17 protein-coding genes are annotated in these 16727 nt (G+C 39.1%); 13 read left to right on the forward strand and 4 right to left on the reverse strand.

Annotated features, from left to right (window positions below; all coding sequences use genetic code 11):
• Position 1 precedes the first annotated feature (1 nt).
• Positions 2 to 3970 carry a hypothetical protein gene (locus tag C4H12_RS07005; RefSeq protein ID WP_129588214.1) on the reverse strand — a complete coding sequence of 1323 codons (3969 nt, stop codon included), beginning with the start codon at positions 3968 to 3970 and terminating at the stop codon, positions 2 to 4.
• Between the two features lie 26 nt (positions 3971 to 3996).
• Between C4H12_RS07005 and C4H12_RS07010 the strand changes: the two genes are divergently transcribed.
• The 13 genes from C4H12_RS07010 (at position 3997) to C4H12_RS07070 (ending at position 13775) form a co-directional block, all read left to right on the forward strand.
• Positions 3997 to 4263, forward strand: coding sequence for a DUF4134 domain-containing protein (locus C4H12_RS07010; protein WP_074698907.1), 267 nt, complete (start codon positions 3997 to 3999; stop codon positions 4261 to 4263).
• Between the two features lie 4 nt (positions 4264 to 4267).
• Positions 4268 to 4618 carry a DUF4133 domain-containing protein gene (locus tag C4H12_RS07015; RefSeq protein WP_009750754.1) on the forward strand — a complete coding sequence of 117 codons (351 nt, stop codon included), beginning with the start codon at positions 4268 to 4270 and terminating at the stop codon, positions 4616 to 4618.
• Positions 4608 to 7097 (forward strand): TraG family conjugative transposon ATPase, encoded by a 2490-nt coding sequence (locus tag C4H12_RS07020; protein WP_106098283.1) that lies wholly within the window; start codon positions 4608 to 4610, stop codon positions 7095 to 7097. The genes C4H12_RS07015 and C4H12_RS07020 overlap by 11 nt, the downstream gene beginning before the upstream one ends.
• A gap of 40 nt (positions 7098 to 7137) precedes the next feature.
• Positions 7138 to 7767: a DUF4141 domain-containing protein gene (locus tag C4H12_RS07025; RefSeq protein ID WP_106098284.1), complete on the forward strand. Its 630-nt coding sequence runs from the start codon at positions 7138 to 7140 to the stop codon at positions 7765 to 7767.
• Positions 7768 to 7780: 13 nt separating this feature from the next.
• Positions 7781 to 8767, forward strand: a complete 987-nt coding sequence (gene traJ, locus C4H12_RS07030; protein ID WP_009389084.1) for a conjugative transposon protein TraJ — start codon at positions 7781 to 7783, stop codon at positions 8765 to 8767.
• A 28-nt stretch (positions 8768 to 8795) separates the two neighbouring features.
• Positions 8796 to 9419, forward strand: coding sequence for a conjugative transposon protein TraK (traK, locus tag C4H12_RS07035; protein ID WP_009389087.1), 624 nt, complete (start codon positions 8796 to 8798; stop codon positions 9417 to 9419).
• Positions 9416 to 9721, forward strand: coding sequence for a TraL conjugative transposon family protein (locus C4H12_RS07040; RefSeq protein ID WP_095900548.1), 306 nt, complete (start codon positions 9416 to 9418; stop codon positions 9719 to 9721). Before traK ends, C4H12_RS07040 begins: the two co-directional genes overlap by 4 nt.
• Entirely contained in the window at positions 9684 to 11087 is a 1404-nt protein-coding gene (gene traM, locus C4H12_RS07045) for a conjugative transposon protein TraM (protein ID WP_106098285.1), read from the forward strand. Before C4H12_RS07040 ends, traM begins: the two co-directional genes overlap by 38 nt.
• A 94-nt stretch (positions 11088 to 11181) precedes the next feature.
• Positions 11182 to 12093, forward strand: coding sequence for a conjugative transposon protein TraN (gene traN, locus C4H12_RS07050; protein WP_106098286.1), 912 nt, complete (start codon positions 11182 to 11184; stop codon positions 12091 to 12093).
• A gap of 5 nt (positions 12094 to 12098) precedes the next feature.
• Complete coding sequence (locus C4H12_RS07055) at positions 12099 to 12668, forward strand: conjugal transfer protein TraO (RefSeq protein WP_254424728.1); 570 nt, start codon at positions 12099 to 12101, stop codon at positions 12666 to 12668.
• 19 nt (positions 12669 to 12687) lie between these two features.
• Positions 12688 to 13119 carry a TraQ conjugal transfer family protein gene (locus C4H12_RS07060; protein ID WP_106098288.1) on the forward strand — a complete coding sequence of 144 codons (432 nt, stop codon included), beginning with the start codon at positions 12688 to 12690 and terminating at the stop codon, positions 13117 to 13119.
• 93 nt (positions 13120 to 13212) lie between these two features.
• Positions 13213 to 13497, forward strand: coding sequence for a helix-turn-helix domain-containing protein (locus C4H12_RS07065; RefSeq protein ID WP_174688422.1), 285 nt, complete (start codon positions 13213 to 13215; stop codon positions 13495 to 13497).
• The gene (locus C4H12_RS07070; protein WP_009750747.1) at positions 13494 to 13775 is read left to right on the forward strand and encodes a helix-turn-helix domain-containing protein; all 282 of its coding nucleotides are present in this window, start codon (positions 13494 to 13496) and stop codon (positions 13773 to 13775) included. Before C4H12_RS07065 ends, C4H12_RS07070 begins: the two co-directional genes overlap by 4 nt.
• 184 nt (positions 13776 to 13959) lie before the next feature.
• Here C4H12_RS07070 and C4H12_RS07075 read toward each other — a convergent pair whose 3' ends face one another.
• Genes C4H12_RS07075 through C4H12_RS07085 form a run of 3 tightly spaced genes read right to left on the reverse strand, consistent with a single transcriptional unit; the run spans position 13960 to position 16707 of the window.
• Positions 13960 to 14814: a PRTRC system ThiF family protein gene (locus C4H12_RS07075; protein WP_106098290.1), complete on the reverse strand. Its 855-nt coding sequence runs from the start codon at positions 14812 to 14814 to the stop codon at positions 13960 to 13962.
• 2 nt (positions 14815 to 14816) lie between these two features.
• Positions 14817 to 15539, reverse strand: coding sequence for a PRTRC system protein B (locus C4H12_RS07080; RefSeq protein ID WP_106098291.1), 723 nt, complete (start codon positions 15537 to 15539; stop codon positions 14817 to 14819).
• A 1-nt stretch (position 15540) separates the two neighbouring features.
• Positions 15541 to 16707 carry a hypothetical protein gene (locus tag C4H12_RS07085; protein ID WP_106098292.1) on the reverse strand — a complete coding sequence of 389 codons (1167 nt, stop codon included), beginning with the start codon at positions 16705 to 16707 and terminating at the stop codon, positions 15541 to 15543.
• Between the last annotated feature and the right edge of the window lie 20 nt (positions 16708 to 16727).

The following is a 16727-nucleotide window of genomic DNA, read 5'->3' on the forward strand; positions in this document are numbered from 1 at the left end:
TTTATGTTATAAAATACTCTTCATCTTTCTTTTTTTCCTGAATAATTCGTTTGCTTAACTCGTTTATATTCTGCTGTGCCCATTCTGAAACTATAGGATTACTATTGTCCACAATGCTTTCAAGTAATTTTTTATTAGATTCAAGTAAGGGTACAATAGAACCTGACCACGAGAAGCTATTCATATTGGCCTCTAATCCGTGAAGAACCTCTTTTATACTTCCAAATTCATCTATTAATCTTTTTGCAATAGGATTCCATTCAGTTCGGTCTTCATTATATATAGGAACTAATTCAGCAATAAGAGTAGGTGCAATAGGTTGATTCTTATTACACCAGTCTATAATTTTCTCAATATTATTATTAAATAATATATCCTTTTTTGTATATATATTATTAATATGCTCTCCTAATAGCTGCTTTATCCCCCAGAATTTCATATATCCATCATGCTCATTGATTATAGCAGAAGATATAATTGCCCAAGTGCTATCAAAATAATCACTCAATGCAATTTCAAATATGCTTCTATATGGTTCCAAACTAAGTGCAGTATCCCAGTTTATATAATTGATAATATCGTTTACCACAAATGAACATAATTTCTCATCTTTTTCTTCGTTTTTAAGAATATTTCTTATATGATTAAAGTATTGAAAGTTATCAATGTTATTATTCCATTGTACTCCTATTTTATATATACACTCTTTCAAAAAACCATCTATGACAATTTGTTTTTCAGCATCTTGAGTACGAATAGAACTTAATAGCTCAAAAATCATTATATACCCCTGTATCTCATAATTTAATAGCTTATTTTGTAAAGATTCAATCTCTTGTATACTGAGTTTTTGTAAAGCCATCCTATACTTTAAATGCCCTAAATAACTAAACAATTGAGGGTGATTATCTATTAATTTAAATAATTGATCAAAGTGCTCAACTCCTTTCTCATCATTAGCAACAAAAATAAACAGAAGATAATTTAAATACGATTTTTCTCCTACTTTTTGATAAAAATATTTCTTAATTTCTCTTTCTGATTGCTCAATAAAGCCTAATAGAATTGAATAATCAAACAATTCTTCGCCTAATTCTTCTGCTATTGATAATGATATATTAATAAATTTTTCACTTTTATCTATATTATCATTAAAAAAATCACTTATTGATTTGCCAAAATATGATTGATATATTACATAGATCCCTCGCTCTCTTTTGTAGAGTTTAGATAGAAGTTCTCTTTGCTCTACTTCTTTAAACTCCATAAAAACCTTGGCTAAAGAATACATTCGTTCCTTTTCTTTCTCTTCAAACTTTTCAAGAGAGTAGTTTTTATCATAGAACTTATCATAACTTCTAAAACGAGTCATAAAATCTTTTGATAATTCTTCTATAATCTTTTGTAAGTGCGTTCTATGTTCTTCTAATATTTTATTACCTTCAAAAGCTAAGGTCATTCTAATGCTATCTAATCCTTCTTGCCAAATTCCATTTTTTATAGCGATAACATCATCTATATATGGTAGTACTATAGCTATCAAACCTATGTTAGTCAAACCTCTAATGGAATCAGCAATAATTTTACTTACTTCATCTATATATATACCTTCACTTCTAATAAGATTGATAAGTTCATCTAATATACTGTTATAGTATTCTGATATTTCTACATCATATATAGGGGCATAATCTTTTAATTCATCTATTCCTTGCCTTTCTGCACCTTTCATTCTTACAAAATGGTTAGTTGTTAAACCAGAAGCCATTGCTTTAATAGCTAATTGGGTAAACTTTTCGTCTTTCATACCTAACCCCCATTTGATAATCTTTAATCTCTCCTTTAGAGAAACTTCTGTCCCAGCTAAGAAAATATGAAATAATTGTAGAAATTGCCCAGTTGCATTATTAGCCCACGACTCATTCTCTGCAACCGCAAGTCTATACAATATTTTAGTACTATTAGCGAACGTTTCCTTACCAAAGCATAGCTTTTCTAATGTCCATATTATATTTCGTCTTCCTTCTTTAAATTCTAATAGCTCTTCTGTTTTTTTATTGTTGAATTGTCTATAAAGGTTATCAGATATTGCTACTGGATTCACTTCTACAAATGAACGGAAGAGGCGTGAACCCAATTCAGTATTTAAAACTTCCGTACTATCAAAAGGGGAGTTTTCTCCTACTATTGTTTCAATTATCTGTTTAGCATTATCACTATATTTTAAATACTTAAGCTGTTCTGATAATGAATCAATTAAAATCGTATCATGAGGAGAGTCAAGTTCTTGTATTTCTTTAATTATCTCATAAAACTTTTCTTTGTCAGTATTCTCAAACCATTCTTGTGCCAATAGGATTGCTAAAGGAAAAGGACGCAGTGATAGATAACGTCCTTTTTTTTCAAATATCTCTCTTTTTTGATAATGTTTAACTAATTCCTTGAATGTACTGTTCCTAACTTCATCGGTGTCATTAGATATTGTCAATTTTTTATTGTTAATGATAAATTGATACTGTTTAGATAAATCTTCTTCATATCCAAATTTGCTAAATAAAGAACAAGACCTTAATATAGCTCTACAGTTCTTAACACTTGCTTTCTCTCCTAAAATCTTATCCAATAATTCCTTATTATCTATGTCATCTATAAGTTCACCATTTTTAATACTTCTTCCTAATAGAATGGCCATAAAGGGGATGCCATCTGAAAACTCTTTTATCTGTTCAATTTTATTCTTATCTAATCCCTTAAACATTGATGAGATAATACACTCTGTAATATCAGAAAAATCTTTTTTTTCTATGACAAAATATTGGGTATTTCCAATCTTATTTAAGCTATATTCTTCAGGGTTTGAATCAATGGTAATTAGTGTAAGTCCTCTTGTTAAATGTTTTGCAATTATTTTATGTTTATCAATATTACAGTTGTCAATAACTAAAATAGCATCTGATTTATTTTGGTTTACTTGAGACATAAAATAAGAAAAATCAATCTCACTTGTGAGATAGTTATAGTCTAAATATAATATTCTATTTGAAAGTAATATGGATTCTTGATTATTTTCTACTTTCTTGAATATCTCAAATAAAATTCGAGTTTTTCCCATTCCAGGAAGACCTGTAATCCTAATTGGTAGTTTATTAGGATTATTAATTTCCGTCATTATAATATCTCTAATTTCTTTTGTCTTCTTATTCTCTATAAACTCACTTTCTATACTTATTTCATCTCTCCATTCTCTCCATTGTTCCCAAGTTTTAAAAGGTCTATATTTATTTTTTTGTTCTTCAAGAATATGTTGTATAATAGTTATCAATGCATTTTTTAAATTACTAATTAATCTTTCTTTGATGCTTTCAATTTCTTCTTCATTGTTATTTGAATATTTATATTTAATAGGATATCTTATATGTTGTATATCAAAAGGTAATTCTTCAGGTTCTCCATAAAAAGTATTAATTACTCCTATAATTCTTTCTTTTCCTAATGCATTACGTGCAACTCCATATTCAAACATGACATTATTATTAGAAAAAAGTTTTTTCTGTTCTTTTTTATTTACTATAGATAGATCCGCAATAAATATATCTGAATTTGGAATTCTTTTTTCAACAATAGTATCAGCTACAGATGGTGATCCTGGTTCCCCATTTATCCCATCTTTTATATCAAACTCAATAGTTTGATAAAATTCTTCTTCTTTAATCTTATCTTTAGTTTCGTTAATACATTCCAAAATAAAATTATGATTGTATTTTGGATCTGTTGTTGATTGCCATGAATAGAATATTGTTATTTTCATAAAGTCTTTAATTGTTAAAATTCCACCCTGCAAAATTACAAAAACTTTTCCATATACAACCATATTAAGCCAAACCCTACCACTTTCATTCTCCTCATCTCCTATTCCCCTACCTTTGCCCCGAATTTTAAAATAACAGATTATCAATGAAGCGAAAATCAATTCTAAAACGGCTCCTTCTATTGACGATGATAGGAGTTACACAATTTTCCATTGCTCAGGGCAATGGTGTAGGAGGTATCAACGAAGCTACCCGTATGGTTACCTCGTATTTTGACCCAGCTACCAAGCTCATCTATGCCATAGGGGCTGTGGTGGGACTCATCGGTGGGGTGAAGGTATATAACAAGTTTAGTAGTGGCGACCCCGATACCAGCAAAACGGCTGCCAGTTGGTTTGGGGCTTGTATTTTCCTAATTGTAGCGGCTACGATCTTACGTTCGTTCTTCTTATAAACTTATGGAGACAAAAAACAGCTATTCTATCAACAAAGGCATCGGCAGAAGTGTAGAGTTCAAAGGACTCAAAGCGCAGTACCTCTTCATCTTTGCAGGAGGACTGCTCTCGGTGCTTATCTTGGTGATGATCCTCTACACGGTAGGAGTCAATTCTTTTGTATGCTTGGGGGTAGGCGTTAGTATGGTCAGCCTTGTGGTTTGGCAGACTTTTTCACTAAACCAGAAATACGGTGAACACGGCCTGATGAAACAAGCAGCTCGCAAACGCCACCCCAAATACCTACGCCACCAAAGATCCCCACGCCAATTTATTCGTTACCCTAAACCTAAAACAACCCTCAATGAGAAATAGTTCTAAAATCAACACCTTAGAGAGTAAGTTCCCTATTCTTGCCATAGAACAAGACTGCTTGCTCACCAAAGAAGCCGACATCAGCGTCGGCTTCGAGGTGCAGCTTCCAGAGCTCTTTACCATTTCGGGTGAGGACTATGAGATACTCCACTCACTTTGGCATAAGGCTATCAAAGTATTGCCACAGTATACCGTTATCCACAAACAGGACTGGTTTATCAAGGAACAATACGAACCTGAACTACAAGGTGAGAATCTGAGTTTTCTCTCTCATTCGTACGAAAAGCATTTTAACGAGCGTCCGTTCTTAAATCACAGATGCTACCTGTTCATCACCCAAACCACCAAAAACCGAATGAGAGCCCAAAGCAACTTTTCCTCCCTTTGCAAAGGAAACTTCTTGCCTAAGGAGCTCACTAACCGAGAACACGCCACCCAGTTCTTGGAAGCGGTAGCGCAGTTAGAGCGTATTTTAAATGACTCTAACCTGATAAAGCTCCGTCAGCTCAAAACAGAGGACTATATAGGTACTCCTCACAAAAAGGGACTCTTTGAGCAATATCTTAGTCTTTCCACTGATGAGAAAGAGAGCCTGCAAGATATATGCCTCTCTGCCGAGCAAATGCGCATTGGTAACCAAAGACTCTGTGTGCATACCTTATCAGATACAGAAGACTTGCCCTCTAAGGTACAAGCCGATAGCCGTTACGAGCGACTCTCTACCGATAAGAGCGATTGCCGTTTGTCCTTTGCAGCCCCTGTGGGCTTGCTACTGAGTTGTAACCATATCTACAACCAATACCTATTCTTGGACAATTCTGAAGAAAATCTCAGACAGTTTGAGAAGTCAGCACGCAATATGCATTCGCTTTCAAGATACAGCCGTAGCAACCAAATCAACAAAGAATGGATAGAGCAATACCTCAATGAGGCTCACTCTTATGGACTTTCCTCTATCAGAGCACACTTTAATGTGATGGCGTGGTCGGACAACCCACAAGAGCTTAGGAGTATTAAAAACGATGTGGGTAGCGCTTTGGCGTCAATGGAGTGCAAGCCGCGCCATAACACCATAGATACGGCAACTCTCTATTGGGCAGGTATAGCTGGCAATGCAGCCGACTTCCCCAGTGAAGAGACTTTCTATACTTTTATAGAGCCCGCTTTGTGCTTTTTCACTCAGGAGACCAACTATCAAAGTTCTTCCAGTCCTTTCGGCATTAAGATGGCCGACAGGCTCACAGGCAAGCCTATCCACTTGGATATCTCCGATGAGCCTATGAAAAAAGGGATTATCACCAACCGTAATAAGTTCGTCTTAGGACCTTCGGGTAGTGGTAAATCCTTTTTCACGAACCACTTAGTAAGGCAGTATTACGAACAAGGTACACATATCGTTTTAGTAGATACAGGGAACTCCTACCAAGGGGTCTGTGAGCTTATTCACCACAAGACCAAAGGCAAGGATGGGATTTACTTTACTTATACCGAAGACAATCCCATTGCTTTTAACCCTTTCTACACTGATGATGGGGTGTTTGACATTGAAAAGCGAGAGAGTATCAAAACACTGATACTCACCCTTTGGAAGCGAGACAATGAGCCTCCTACACGTGCGGAAGAGGTAGCCCTTTCCAATGCAGTGAACCTTTACCTACAATTGGTAAAAGACAATCCCTCGCACACACCTTCTTTCAATGGCTTTTATGAGTATATCAAGAATGACTACCGAGCTATACTACAAGAGAAGCAGGTAAGAGAAAAGGACTTTGACTTGGCTAACTTCCTCAACGTGTTAGAGCCTTATTACAAAGGAGGTGAATACGACTATCTGCTCAATTCCGATAAGGAATTAGACCTGCTTTCCAAACGCTTTATCGTATTTGAAATTGATGCGATTAAAGACCACCCGATACTCTTTCCTGTGGTTACGATCATCATTATGGAGGTGTTTATCAACAAGATGAGGCGCCTGAAGGGTATTCGCAAGATGATTCTCATCGAAGAAGCGTGGAAAGCGATTGCCAAAGAGGGAATGGCGGAGTACATCAAGTACCTATTCAAAACCGTGCGTAAGTTCTTTGGTGAGGCAGTGATTGTAACCCAAGAGGTAGATGATATTATCCATTCACCTATTGTAAAGGAATCTATCATCAACAACTCCGATTGCAAGATATTGCTCGACCAGCGCAAGTATATGAACAAGTTTGATGCTATCCAAGCGATGTTAGGACTTACTGAGAAAGAGAAGTCGCAAATCCTATCTATCAATCTCTCCAACGACTCTCGTCGCAAATACAAAGAAGTGTGGATAGGCTTAGGAGGCACACACTCTGCGGTGTATGCTACAGAGGTAAGCCGAGAAGAATACTTTGCCTACACCACTGAAGAGAGCGAAAAACACCAAGTGATGGAACTCTCCGAGAAGTTAGACGGCAATTTGGAAAAAGCCATCGTACAAATGGCTAATGGACTGTAATAAACTAATAATCATACGTAAATCATAATAATTAAAGTCAATGAAGAAAATGTTATTAACGGGGTTTTTTGCTATAGCTATGCTGGCAAGCCCCAAATTAAGTGCACAATGGGTAGTAACTGACCCAACTAATTTTGCTCAGAGCATCATCAACACTACCCAGCAGATAGTGCAAACCTCCTCAACGGCTAAGAATATGCTCAACAACTTCCGAGAGGTGGAAAAGCTCTACAACCAAGGTAAGGAGTATTACGATGCTCTGAAAAAGGTAAATAACTTGGTAAAAGATGCCCGCAAAGTACAGGAAACGGTGCTACTGGTGGGCGACATCTCCAAGATGTATGTAACCAACTTCAAGAAAATGAGTCAAGACCCTAACTTCTCCTCTCAAGAGTTGTCGGCTATTGCCAATGGCTACTCCAAGCTCTTGGGTGAAAGTTCTAAGCTGCTCAAAGACCTGCAACAAATTGTTAATAGCTCCTCACTCTCTATGAACGACAAAGAGCGTATGGATATTATCGATAAGGTGCATAAGGAAGTGAAAGAGTACTATAACTTAGTACGCTACTACACCCAGAAAAACATCTCGGTAAGCTATCTACGTGCTAAGAAGCAAAACGATGCGCAAAAGGTACTTTCACTCTATGGAACAGAACTCAAATACTGGTAAAAAAAACTGATAAATGGAAAATCTACACCAAATACTCCGTACTTTATACGATGAGATGATGCCCCTAACAGCTCAGATGTCTGCCATAGCCAAAGGCTTGGCAGGCTTAGGGGCACTGTTTTATGTGGCAATGCGTATATGGCAAGCCTTAGCCCGAGCCGAACCTGTGGATGTATATCCCTTGCTCCGTCCCTTTGCCATAGGGCTGTGTGTGATATTTTTCCCTACTCTGGTGTTAGGAACAATGAATACAGTGCTAAGTCCTGTGGTAACGGGTACCCATAGCATCTTAGAAGGACAAACACTCGATTTGCACAAACTACAAGAGCAAAAGGACCGATTAGAGCGAGAGGCACAATTGCGCAACCCCGAAACTGCCTACCTCGTCTCAGATGAAGAGTTTGACAAAAAGATTGATGAATTGGGTTGGATGCCCGAAGATATGGCTGTAATGGCAGGAATGTATATTGAAAGAGGGATGTATGACCTCAAGCAAAGCATCCGATCGTGGTTTCGTGAACTACTCGAAATGCTCTTTCAAGCAGCCGCTTTAGTGATTGACACCATACGCACTTTCTTTCTTGTGGTGATGTCTATTTTAGGACCTATAGCCTTTGCCATTTCGGTATGGGATGGATTTCAATCTACCTTACTACAATGGGTTACCCGCTATGTAAGTGTCTATCTATGGCTTCCTGTATCCGATTTGTTCAGTGCTATTTTAGCACGTATCCAATCCCTTATCTTACAACGAGACATCGAACAACTCTCCGACCCGAGTTTCATTCCTGATACTACCAACACAGCCTACATTATCTTTATGGTCATTGGTATCATAGGCTATTTTACCATTCCTACTGTGGCAGGTTGGATTATACAAGCAGGAGGTATGGGCAATTATGGTAGAAATGTAAACCAAGCTACCTCTAATGCGGGTAATATAGCAGGTGCAGGAGCTGGCTCTCTTTCAGGTAATATTACAGGTAGGTTAATGAAGTAAAAACAAGTCTAATTGAATACTAAAATTAATGGAATTTAAAATCTTTAGAAACATCGAAAACGGATTCAAGCAAATCCGTATGTATGCCATAGCCTTTGCTGTGCTTTGCTCAGGCGTGAGTATCTTCGCTGTAGGCTATGCCTATTACTTTGCCGAGAAACAGCGCGAGAAAATCTATGTGTTAGACAATGGCAAATCATTAATGCTGGCACTCTCTCAAGATGAGAAAATCAATCGCCCTGTCGAAGCTAAAGAACACGTGCGCAGGTTTCACGAACTCTTCTTCAACTTAGCCCCCGATAAAAAAGCAATTGAAGATAATACCAAACGTGCCTTTTTTATGGCAGATAAATCTGCCTTTAACTACTATAAAGATTTGGCTGAAAAAGGCTATTACAACCGCATCATCTCTGGCAATATCCTCCAACGGGTAGTCATCGATAGCGTGCGCTGTAACTTTAATAGCTATCCTTATCAGGTAGAAACCTTTGCCAAGCAGTTCATCACCCGCGCCAGCAACATCACCGAAAGGAGTCTTATTACCTCTTGCAGGTTGATTAACTCCGTGCGTTCTGATAACAACCCTCAAGGGTTTATCATCGAACAGTTCAATGTAATAGAAAACAAAGACCTTAGAACCGTAGAGAGATGATAGCCAAAATCCAAAGAGAGATACATTCTCTAAAAAAGCAAACCCGAAGTTATTGCCAGGGACTTTCACCCTCACAAAGAAAACGCTTGGTACTCTTAGCCTTTGCAGTCTACTCACTACTTACTCTTTTTATACTATGGCACGCTTACCAAGAGTACCACCAAGGCGAAGCCCCTGCCATACAGCATATTGACAACAAGGCTATTGTACCTACAGAGGGAAATACCCCAAAAAAGGATTCGTTAATTTTTAAACAACTTAATAATGGAAAAGAACACACCCCTTCCAGAGCAAAACGGTAATACCCCTGCCTCAGATAAGGCTAACGCTTCTTCTACACCGAGTTTCTTGGTCAGTGAAGAAGAGGAAAAAGCCCTCCAAGAGCGCAATGAGGAAAAAGCCCTTGCTAAAAAACAACAACTCAAAAAAATTGTCATCTATGCCCTAATGGGGATAATCTTCCTCGCTTGTATGTATCTGCTTTTTGGTGGCGGAAGTGAGCAAGAGCAAACACAAGTAGGTATCAATGAGGCAATACCACAAGCTACCGAGACACTCTTGCCTTCTGATAAAGAAAAAGCCTACGAAGAAGCCCTCTTAGAAGAAAAAGAAGCTGATAAAAAAGCCTCTCTCAATGCGCTGTCAGACTATTGGCAAGAAGACGAAGGCGAGGAATATCCCGAAGCTATCGAGGAGGAAGAAGAACCTACTCCGCGTTATCGCAAGGCTACCCCTAATGCCTTTGAGCGTTCCGCTCAGTCTTATCGCGATATTCACCAGACTTTAGGCAGTTTCTACCAAGACAATAGTGCTTACGAGGAGCAACAAAAACTCAAAGAAGAGATAGCCTCGCTCAAGTCTCAACTCTCCAACAAGCAAGATCCTACCTCTGTAGATGCTCAAATGGCATTGATGGAAAAGTCTTATGAGATGGCTTCAAGATATTTGCCTAAAGGACAACAAAACCCTTCAATGATGGGGGGCGCAGGCTCACAAGAGGGCGAGGGAAACAATAGTAGCGAAGCTGACAATGCAGAACAGAGCAAAAATATCGCTCCTGTCTATACCCCAGAGGAAAAGGTCGTCAGTCGTTTGCCCCGCAAGCAGTCCGAGAAGGAGGCTCTGCAAGAATGGGTGAAGGAGCAACAGACCGCTTTTTTCAATGGCGAGAGCTTTAAGCCACAAGGTAGTATTCTAAAGAATAGCATTCGCGCTTGTACACATATAGAACAGCTATTAGGAGAAAACTCAAGGGTGCAGCTAAGACTTTTAGAGCCTATACGAGTAGCAGGCATACTCATTCCCAAAGGAGAACTGCTTACAGCCTCTGCTAAAGTGAGTGGTGATAGATTGTTACTCACCGTAAAATCCTTAGAATACAAGGGCAAGGTAATTCCTGTTTCTATAGCTGCCTACGATATCGATGGGCAACAAGGGTTATACCTGCCCGCTTCTTCCGATGCCAATGCCTTTAGAGAAATAGCAGCGGGAATGAGCAAAAGTTCAGGAAGTAGCTTTACCTTTAGCTCTTCAGCCAAAGACCAAATTGTCTCGGAGCTGAGCAAAGGGGTCGTGCAAGGAGGTACCTCCTTTCTTTCTAAAAAGATTGCACAGCCTTCCATAAGGGTTAAAGCAGGTTATCAGCTCCTACTCATCTCTAAGAAATAGCCTTTCAGACAAACCCATAAACACAAAACAAAGCACAAAACAACACAATTGTTTATTTTTCAACCTATTAAACACACTTAATATCATTTTATTTATGCGTAAATTACACTTATTATTATCGGTAACAATGCTTACCGTTACCGTGCAAGCCCAGAATGAGGCAAAGGAAAACACAGCCCTCAGTACTGAGAAAAAGGAACTTTTAGCACAATCAGGAAAAGTAGTGCCTTATCCTTTGCAGGTGGCTTATGATCAAACAACCCATCTTATCTTTCCTGCTTCTATCCGCTATGTGGATTTGGGAAGCGAAAACTTAGTAGCCGACAAGGTGAAAGATGCCGAGAATGTACTAAGGGTAAAAGCAGCTAAAACAGACTTTACCGATAGCACCAACCTATCGGTCATCACTCAAGACGGAGGCTTTTATAGCTTTGAGGTGAGTTATCACACCACGCCACAACCTCTTACCATTGATTTTGGCAGAGGAATGCCCCAAGGCAACAATGTGAAATCGGATATTCTCTTCTCTGATACAGGCTGGGAATCACCTGCGGTGGCACAGATTATTATGTCGTCTATCTACCATCAGAAGAAGAATTATATCAAGCATATAGGTTCAGAGAATGCAGGTATACAATGGCTACTAAAAGGCATCTATGTACACAATAGCAAACTCTATGTAGATGTGCAATTGTCCAATCGCTCTAATCTGCCTTTTGAAGTAGATTTTATCACTTTTAAAATCATTGATAAGAAGACCACCAAAAAGAGCATTGTACAGGAAGTGCCTGTTGAGCCCTTGCGCGTATACCAACCTATATCGCTACTAAAGGCGCATAAAGAAGCCCGCTCGGTGTATATGTTAGACCAACTCACCCTCTCTGATGACAAGGTTTTGCGGGTAGAAATCTTTGAAAAGAACGGCTCTCGTTACCAATCGTTCCTCATCACCAACGAGGAGATTATAGCCGCTCGCCCTATCGAACAGTTTAACCTTAAATTTTAATGCCAATGGTAAGAATTATCACTTGTATTTGTCTGTGCTTTTTAGGAGGCTCCATTGCCCAGGCACAGCGATTGTTACCCAAGCAAAAAGGTATCTCGCTCTCTTGGGTTGTGCCTGCAGAGGCTTTTACTTCCTCCTTTTCTGATGATTTTGGGGTACAGTTAGGCTATAGTATCAATGCTAAAAGGGGTAACTACAAGCATTTTGCTCTTGAATATCAAAGGCGATTATACCCTTACAAGAGTCTGAATATACCCGTTGAGAGGTATATAGGTGCAGGAGGTTATAGCTTTGCCTTAGTCAGTGACAGCAGTAAAACGGTAGCTTTGAACTTAGGAGCAGAAGCTCTTTTGGGCTATGAGGTAGTCAATCACAGCAAAAGCCTCCTTCCTGATGGGGCTTTGCTAAAGAATGAAAATAATTTTCTCTATGGTGCACAAGTAGGTTTGCAGGTAGAGACTTACCTAAGTGATCATTTTTTAGTGCTTTGCTCTGGCAAGGTAGCAGCTCTATGGGGAAGTTCCTTTGAGCTACTGCGTCCTTGTGCTACTGTAGGACTGCGTTATATGTTTTAACCTTTAAAAAGACAATACGATGAAGAAAATAAATCAGAAAATTGTAATAGGACTCATTGCAATGCTATGTGTGAGCCTATTCACCTCTTGTAAAAAAGAGTTGGACGTACAACAAAACTTTCCTTTTGAGGTAAAGGTACTACCTGTGCCTAAAAGTATAGGTAAAACCGATACGGTAGAAATACGCTGTGAGTTGCGCTCTCCCTACCAGTACGATGAGAACCGCTATTTTATTCGTTACTTTCAGTATGAGGGAAAAGGCAGTTTGCGTACCTCTCTGCAAGGGGAAGCTCTGTTTGCCAATGATGTCTATCCACTTGCCTCCAAAGGAGCGTTTAGGCTTTACTACACTTCTGCTTCAGAAGCTAACCAGTCTCTCTCCGTTTGGATAAGCGACTCCTTCGGCAATGAACAAAAACTTGACTTTGAGTTTAATGTGAAGAAAGAGTAAAGATATAAAGCCAAAATTCTCCTTTCTCTTCCAAAACAAGCCTACTTTTAAAAGTGGGCTTGTTTTGTTTTACCTTTGCGCAAAATAATGCAAATGGAAGTAGTAGTTATAGAAAAATCTGTTTTTGAACAGATACAAAAAGACGTACAGCAACTCAACAATTCTCTGCAAGTGATAATGGATACTTATAGGGGGATTTGGCAAAAAGAAAAGTGGTTAGACTCTCAGGAGGTTTGTCTGCTTCTGGGTATTAGTAAGCGTACCTTGCAGTATTATAAAGACCAAAAACTCTTGCCTTTCTCGTGCATCCACCGCAAGAACTATTTTAAGCGTAGTGATGTAGAACAGCTTTTAACCTCTAACCATCAAACCCGATGAACTTACTCACAGAAACACACCAGGAACTAAGCTCTTACCTTAGTCAGCTTGAAAACCTTAAACAGCAAATGGACTTTATCCTTAAAAACTTCCGCCCTGTATTTGACGGCGAGGTATTTCTATCAGGAAAGGAGGTCTGTGAGCTGCTGCATATCACCAAAAGAACCCTACAGCAATACCGTGATGATGGGCTCTTTCCTTATATCCAAATTGGTGGTAAAATTCTCTTTAAACAAAGTGATATTCTAAAGATTTTGGAGGCTAACTATAAGAAATAGCTCCTTTTTTTATCTTTAATGGCTTTCTTATAAGGCTTCTCTCTATCCTAAACCAACAAAAAATCTATCTGTAAGGTTTTTCTTTTGCTTCTTTTCTTTCTCAAAGAAAAGAAGGTCGTGAGCCACGATAGGCAATTAATAGCACTGACAAGCAGTCATAAAAAATGCTTGTCAGTGTTGTTGTTTATACAGCTAAGGGTTGTGTACGAAAGTCTTTAAGGTTGAGGAAAAAGCCTCTGTAAGGAGTGAGCCCTTCTCTGAACAAGTTCCAAAGTAGAGTGCTTCCCATTTGTGAAAGGGTGGCATTGATGAACAAATCTTGCTTGGTTAAGGCTTTGGCAAGGGAGCAACTTGGGGTATTGTCATTCTGCTCGGCTTGCGTTAATAGTTCTCCAAAGGCTTGGGTAATAGTAGGCAGGGTGTCTATGGGAGTAAAAGTATCGCTATGAGGTTGCTCAATGGCTTGTAAAGTACCTAAAATCACTTGTCCTGAATGAGTGCTGTTGCCAAAATCTAACCAATACTTAGGGTTGTTGTGGTAGTGATGGGCTCGCTCTAAATGAGTGAGTACTTCCCCAATGTCAAAGCGTGCCTTTACGCTATCTACACACGAAAGGTAAATGCTTCCTCTCATTGTTTCTTCTTCAGAGGGAAAGGTCTCAGTGCTGAATAGCTGTGTTTGCGCTCTCCAATCTGTACCAAAAAAGCGATTGATACGGCTTATCAGGGCAGAAGATTTATACATTCCTAACTCACAAGCCGAAAAAAGCTGTCTACCAAGATTGGCAGGACTTACAAGGTCGTTGTCCCAAAGGGTTACCGATAACCCTGCGTGTCCTAAAGCAACCAAAGCGTGGTTGATACGTGCTAAAGCAGTGGCTACTTGCGAGCCTGTGCCTCCTGCTCCTATTAGATGTACTTTAATAGGATTGGTAGCGTTGAGCAAAGCTGTATCAGTAAAATGTACCTGCTCTTTGTGTGTTTGGACAGAGGTATTGAAAGGGTTGAGGGTGTTTGAGGTGTTTAGGGTCTGTTTCATTGTTATAGGATTTGTTGTAAGGTGAGATGATTGGGATTGAGCAGTTCGCAAGGGAAAGGCTTATTACTTTGAGTGAGTTCCTGCCAAAGGGTTATTAAGGGTATTTTGGTTATAGGATATGAGCCTAATTGATGAGAAAAATAGCTGTTGAAAAAATAATCTTCCCATTGGGTGATAAAGTCTTCTAAGCAAGAGGCTTTACGCTCATTTACCTGCACTGACCCCATACACACATTGCCATTTTCATAGACGTTAAAAAAAGGCGCATAGCACAGAGGTGTATTAAGGTGTGGCTTTTGGTTTTTCGCTAAGGCATATATCCAAAGGCTCTTGGGGGTAACTTTCCACAACAGAGGAGGTAGATTTACTTCTTTGCTTTCTATAGCGAGGGAGGAGGCAAAAAATAACTGCTTTTTTTGTGCTTTAGAGTACCAAACAGCCTGCCCCTCGCCTTTATGGGATAGATGGAGCACCCTGCGGGGGATAATACCTTTAGGGATTAGAAAGGCTTTTGCTTGCTCTTTTTGGCAGGTGAGCGTTTTGGCAAGTGCTTGCGCTTGGTCGAGGGTAAGCGGTTGTGCGCTTGTAGGGTTACCATTGTTATCAAGGTGTAAGTACTCTACATAACTCTGTGGGTTGTAGCGGTTACTGTCTTCGTAAAAAACAAGTGCTGATGTAGGGCGATATACTTCCCCTACTTCTGGGGTGAGGTCTGTGTATTTCATTTTAAATGCGGTTTAAAAGGGTTATAAGTTCAGTTAAGAGAGGAAAGAAACGCTGTTCAAAATCAAAGTTAGCAAGGGGTGTTGTGCCGTTAAAATGCTTGTGAATGGTAGGGAGTTCTATCTCACTACATTGGGAATATTCTCCATTGAGCCAATCTAAAAGATAGGTATGGAATAGGTCGCTTTGGTCTTCATAGACAAAAGATAGGTATTTCTCTACTTCAAAAAGTTCTTCTTCACCTTGCTCATAATAGTCCTCTGCTCTGTGCAAATGGGTATAGATAGAGTGGTTAGGAAAATCCTGCCACAAGGTATAAAAGGCTTGAAAGAGGGCAAGGCATTCGGCTTCTAAATCATTCTTAGGAATAAATCGGGCTATACGCCTTTGAAAAAAGTCTAAATGGCAAGGGTTGCGTATCTTTTTGGAAAGAATAGTACCTATTTGTTGTGCCTGCTTTAAAAGGTGTAGGAGGTGGTCTCTTTCCGCTATTTCTTCATAGTCTTGGCTAATACAATCCTGCAACATTTCATAGGCATAAGCCACAAAACAATCTTCTTGTACATAGTTTGCTATAAAAGCACGTTGGTTTAGGTAGGCATATACCGATAAAAATAGTTCATAAAGTGGTTTGTTTTTATGTACTTTCAGAAGTCTATAAAGTGGTTGCAGAGGGACAAAAAACACTTCGTTGGGCAAATAAAAACGTTCTTCGCAAGAGAAAAAAGCATCGCTATTGGGGGCTTTCAATACTTTTAGTTCACAGAAAGTACCTTTGGTATCTCTCTTTTTGATTTGCTCTTGGCTGTAAGAAAGGGCTAAGGCAATCCCGCAAGAAAGGTCGTACTGCTCTATGGGAAAGGGAGTAAAGCCGTAATAGTCTGCCATTTGAGTAAGGGAACACTTGAGAGTGGTTTTTAGCTGAGCTTGCTCCTCTCCACTAAAAATGATGTGCTTGCTTGAATGATACACTTTAGGAGGAAAGGTCGTTTTTAGAAAACCATTGGCAAAAGAGTTTTCGGGGCTACTTGTTGCTGTTCTTGACGTATCTGTGAGCAGTCTTTGGGGCGTTGGACTGCTTTGGAAAACTCTCTTAACCTGCGGTAGAGTTCTCTCTGTGCTTCGCTTTGTATAGGTGCGAGGTTTTGTTGGGATTGCTGTTGCATACATTTTTAGTTTGTTTTTAGTTT

Origin of the sequence: Capnocytophaga sp. oral taxon 878 (assembly GCF_002999135.1) — a bacterium.
Classification (GTDB): Bacteria; Bacteroidota; Bacteroidia; order Flavobacteriales; family Flavobacteriaceae; genus Capnocytophaga.

Coding starts and splice junctions, on each gene's coding strand:
- C4H12_RS07080 (WP_106098291.1), bottom strand. CDS start 15,539: ATGAAATACACAGACCTCACCCCAGAAGTAGGGGAAGTATATCGCCCT.
- traM (WP_106098285.1), top strand. CDS start 9,684: ATGGAAAAGAACACACCCCTTCCAGAGCAAAACGGTAATACCCCTGCC.
- traK (WP_009389087.1), top strand. CDS start 8,796: ATGGAATTTAAAATCTTTAGAAACATCGAAAACGGATTCAAGCAAATC.
- C4H12_RS07065 (WP_174688422.1), top strand. CDS start 13,213: ATGGAAGTAGTAGTTATAGAAAAATCTGTTTTTGAACAGATACAAAAA.
- C4H12_RS07085 (WP_106098292.1), bottom strand. CDS start 16,707: ATGTATGCAACAGCAATCCCAACAAAACCTCGCACCTATACAAAGCGA.
- C4H12_RS07020 (WP_106098283.1), top strand. CDS start 4,608: ATGAGAAATAGTTCTAAAATCAACACCTTAGAGAGTAAGTTCCCTATT.
- C4H12_RS07060 (WP_106098288.1), top strand. CDS start 12,688: ATGAAGAAAATAAATCAGAAAATTGTAATAGGACTCATTGCAATGCTA.
- C4H12_RS07025 (WP_106098284.1), top strand. CDS start 7,138: ATGAAGAAAATGTTATTAACGGGGTTTTTTGCTATAGCTATGCTGGCA.
- C4H12_RS07070 (WP_009750747.1), top strand. CDS start 13,494: ATGAACTTACTCACAGAAACACACCAGGAACTAAGCTCTTACCTTAGT.
- C4H12_RS07055 (WP_254424728.1), top strand. CDS start 12,099: ATGGTAAGAATTATCACTTGTATTTGTCTGTGCTTTTTAGGAGGCTCC.
- traJ (WP_009389084.1), top strand. CDS start 7,781: ATGGAAAATCTACACCAAATACTCCGTACTTTATACGATGAGATGATG.
- C4H12_RS07015 (WP_009750754.1), top strand. CDS start 4,268: ATGGAGACAAAAAACAGCTATTCTATCAACAAAGGCATCGGCAGAAGT.
- C4H12_RS07010 (WP_074698907.1), top strand. CDS start 3,997: ATGATAGGAGTTACACAATTTTCCATTGCTCAGGGCAATGGTGTAGGA.
- C4H12_RS07075 (WP_106098290.1), bottom strand. CDS start 14,814: ATGAAACAGACCCTAAACACCTCAAACACCCTCAACCCTTTCAATACC.
- traN (WP_106098286.1), top strand. CDS start 11,182: ATGCGTAAATTACACTTATTATTATCGGTAACAATGCTTACCGTTACC.
- C4H12_RS07040 (WP_095900548.1), top strand. CDS start 9,416: ATGATAGCCAAAATCCAAAGAGAGATACATTCTCTAAAAAAGCAAACC.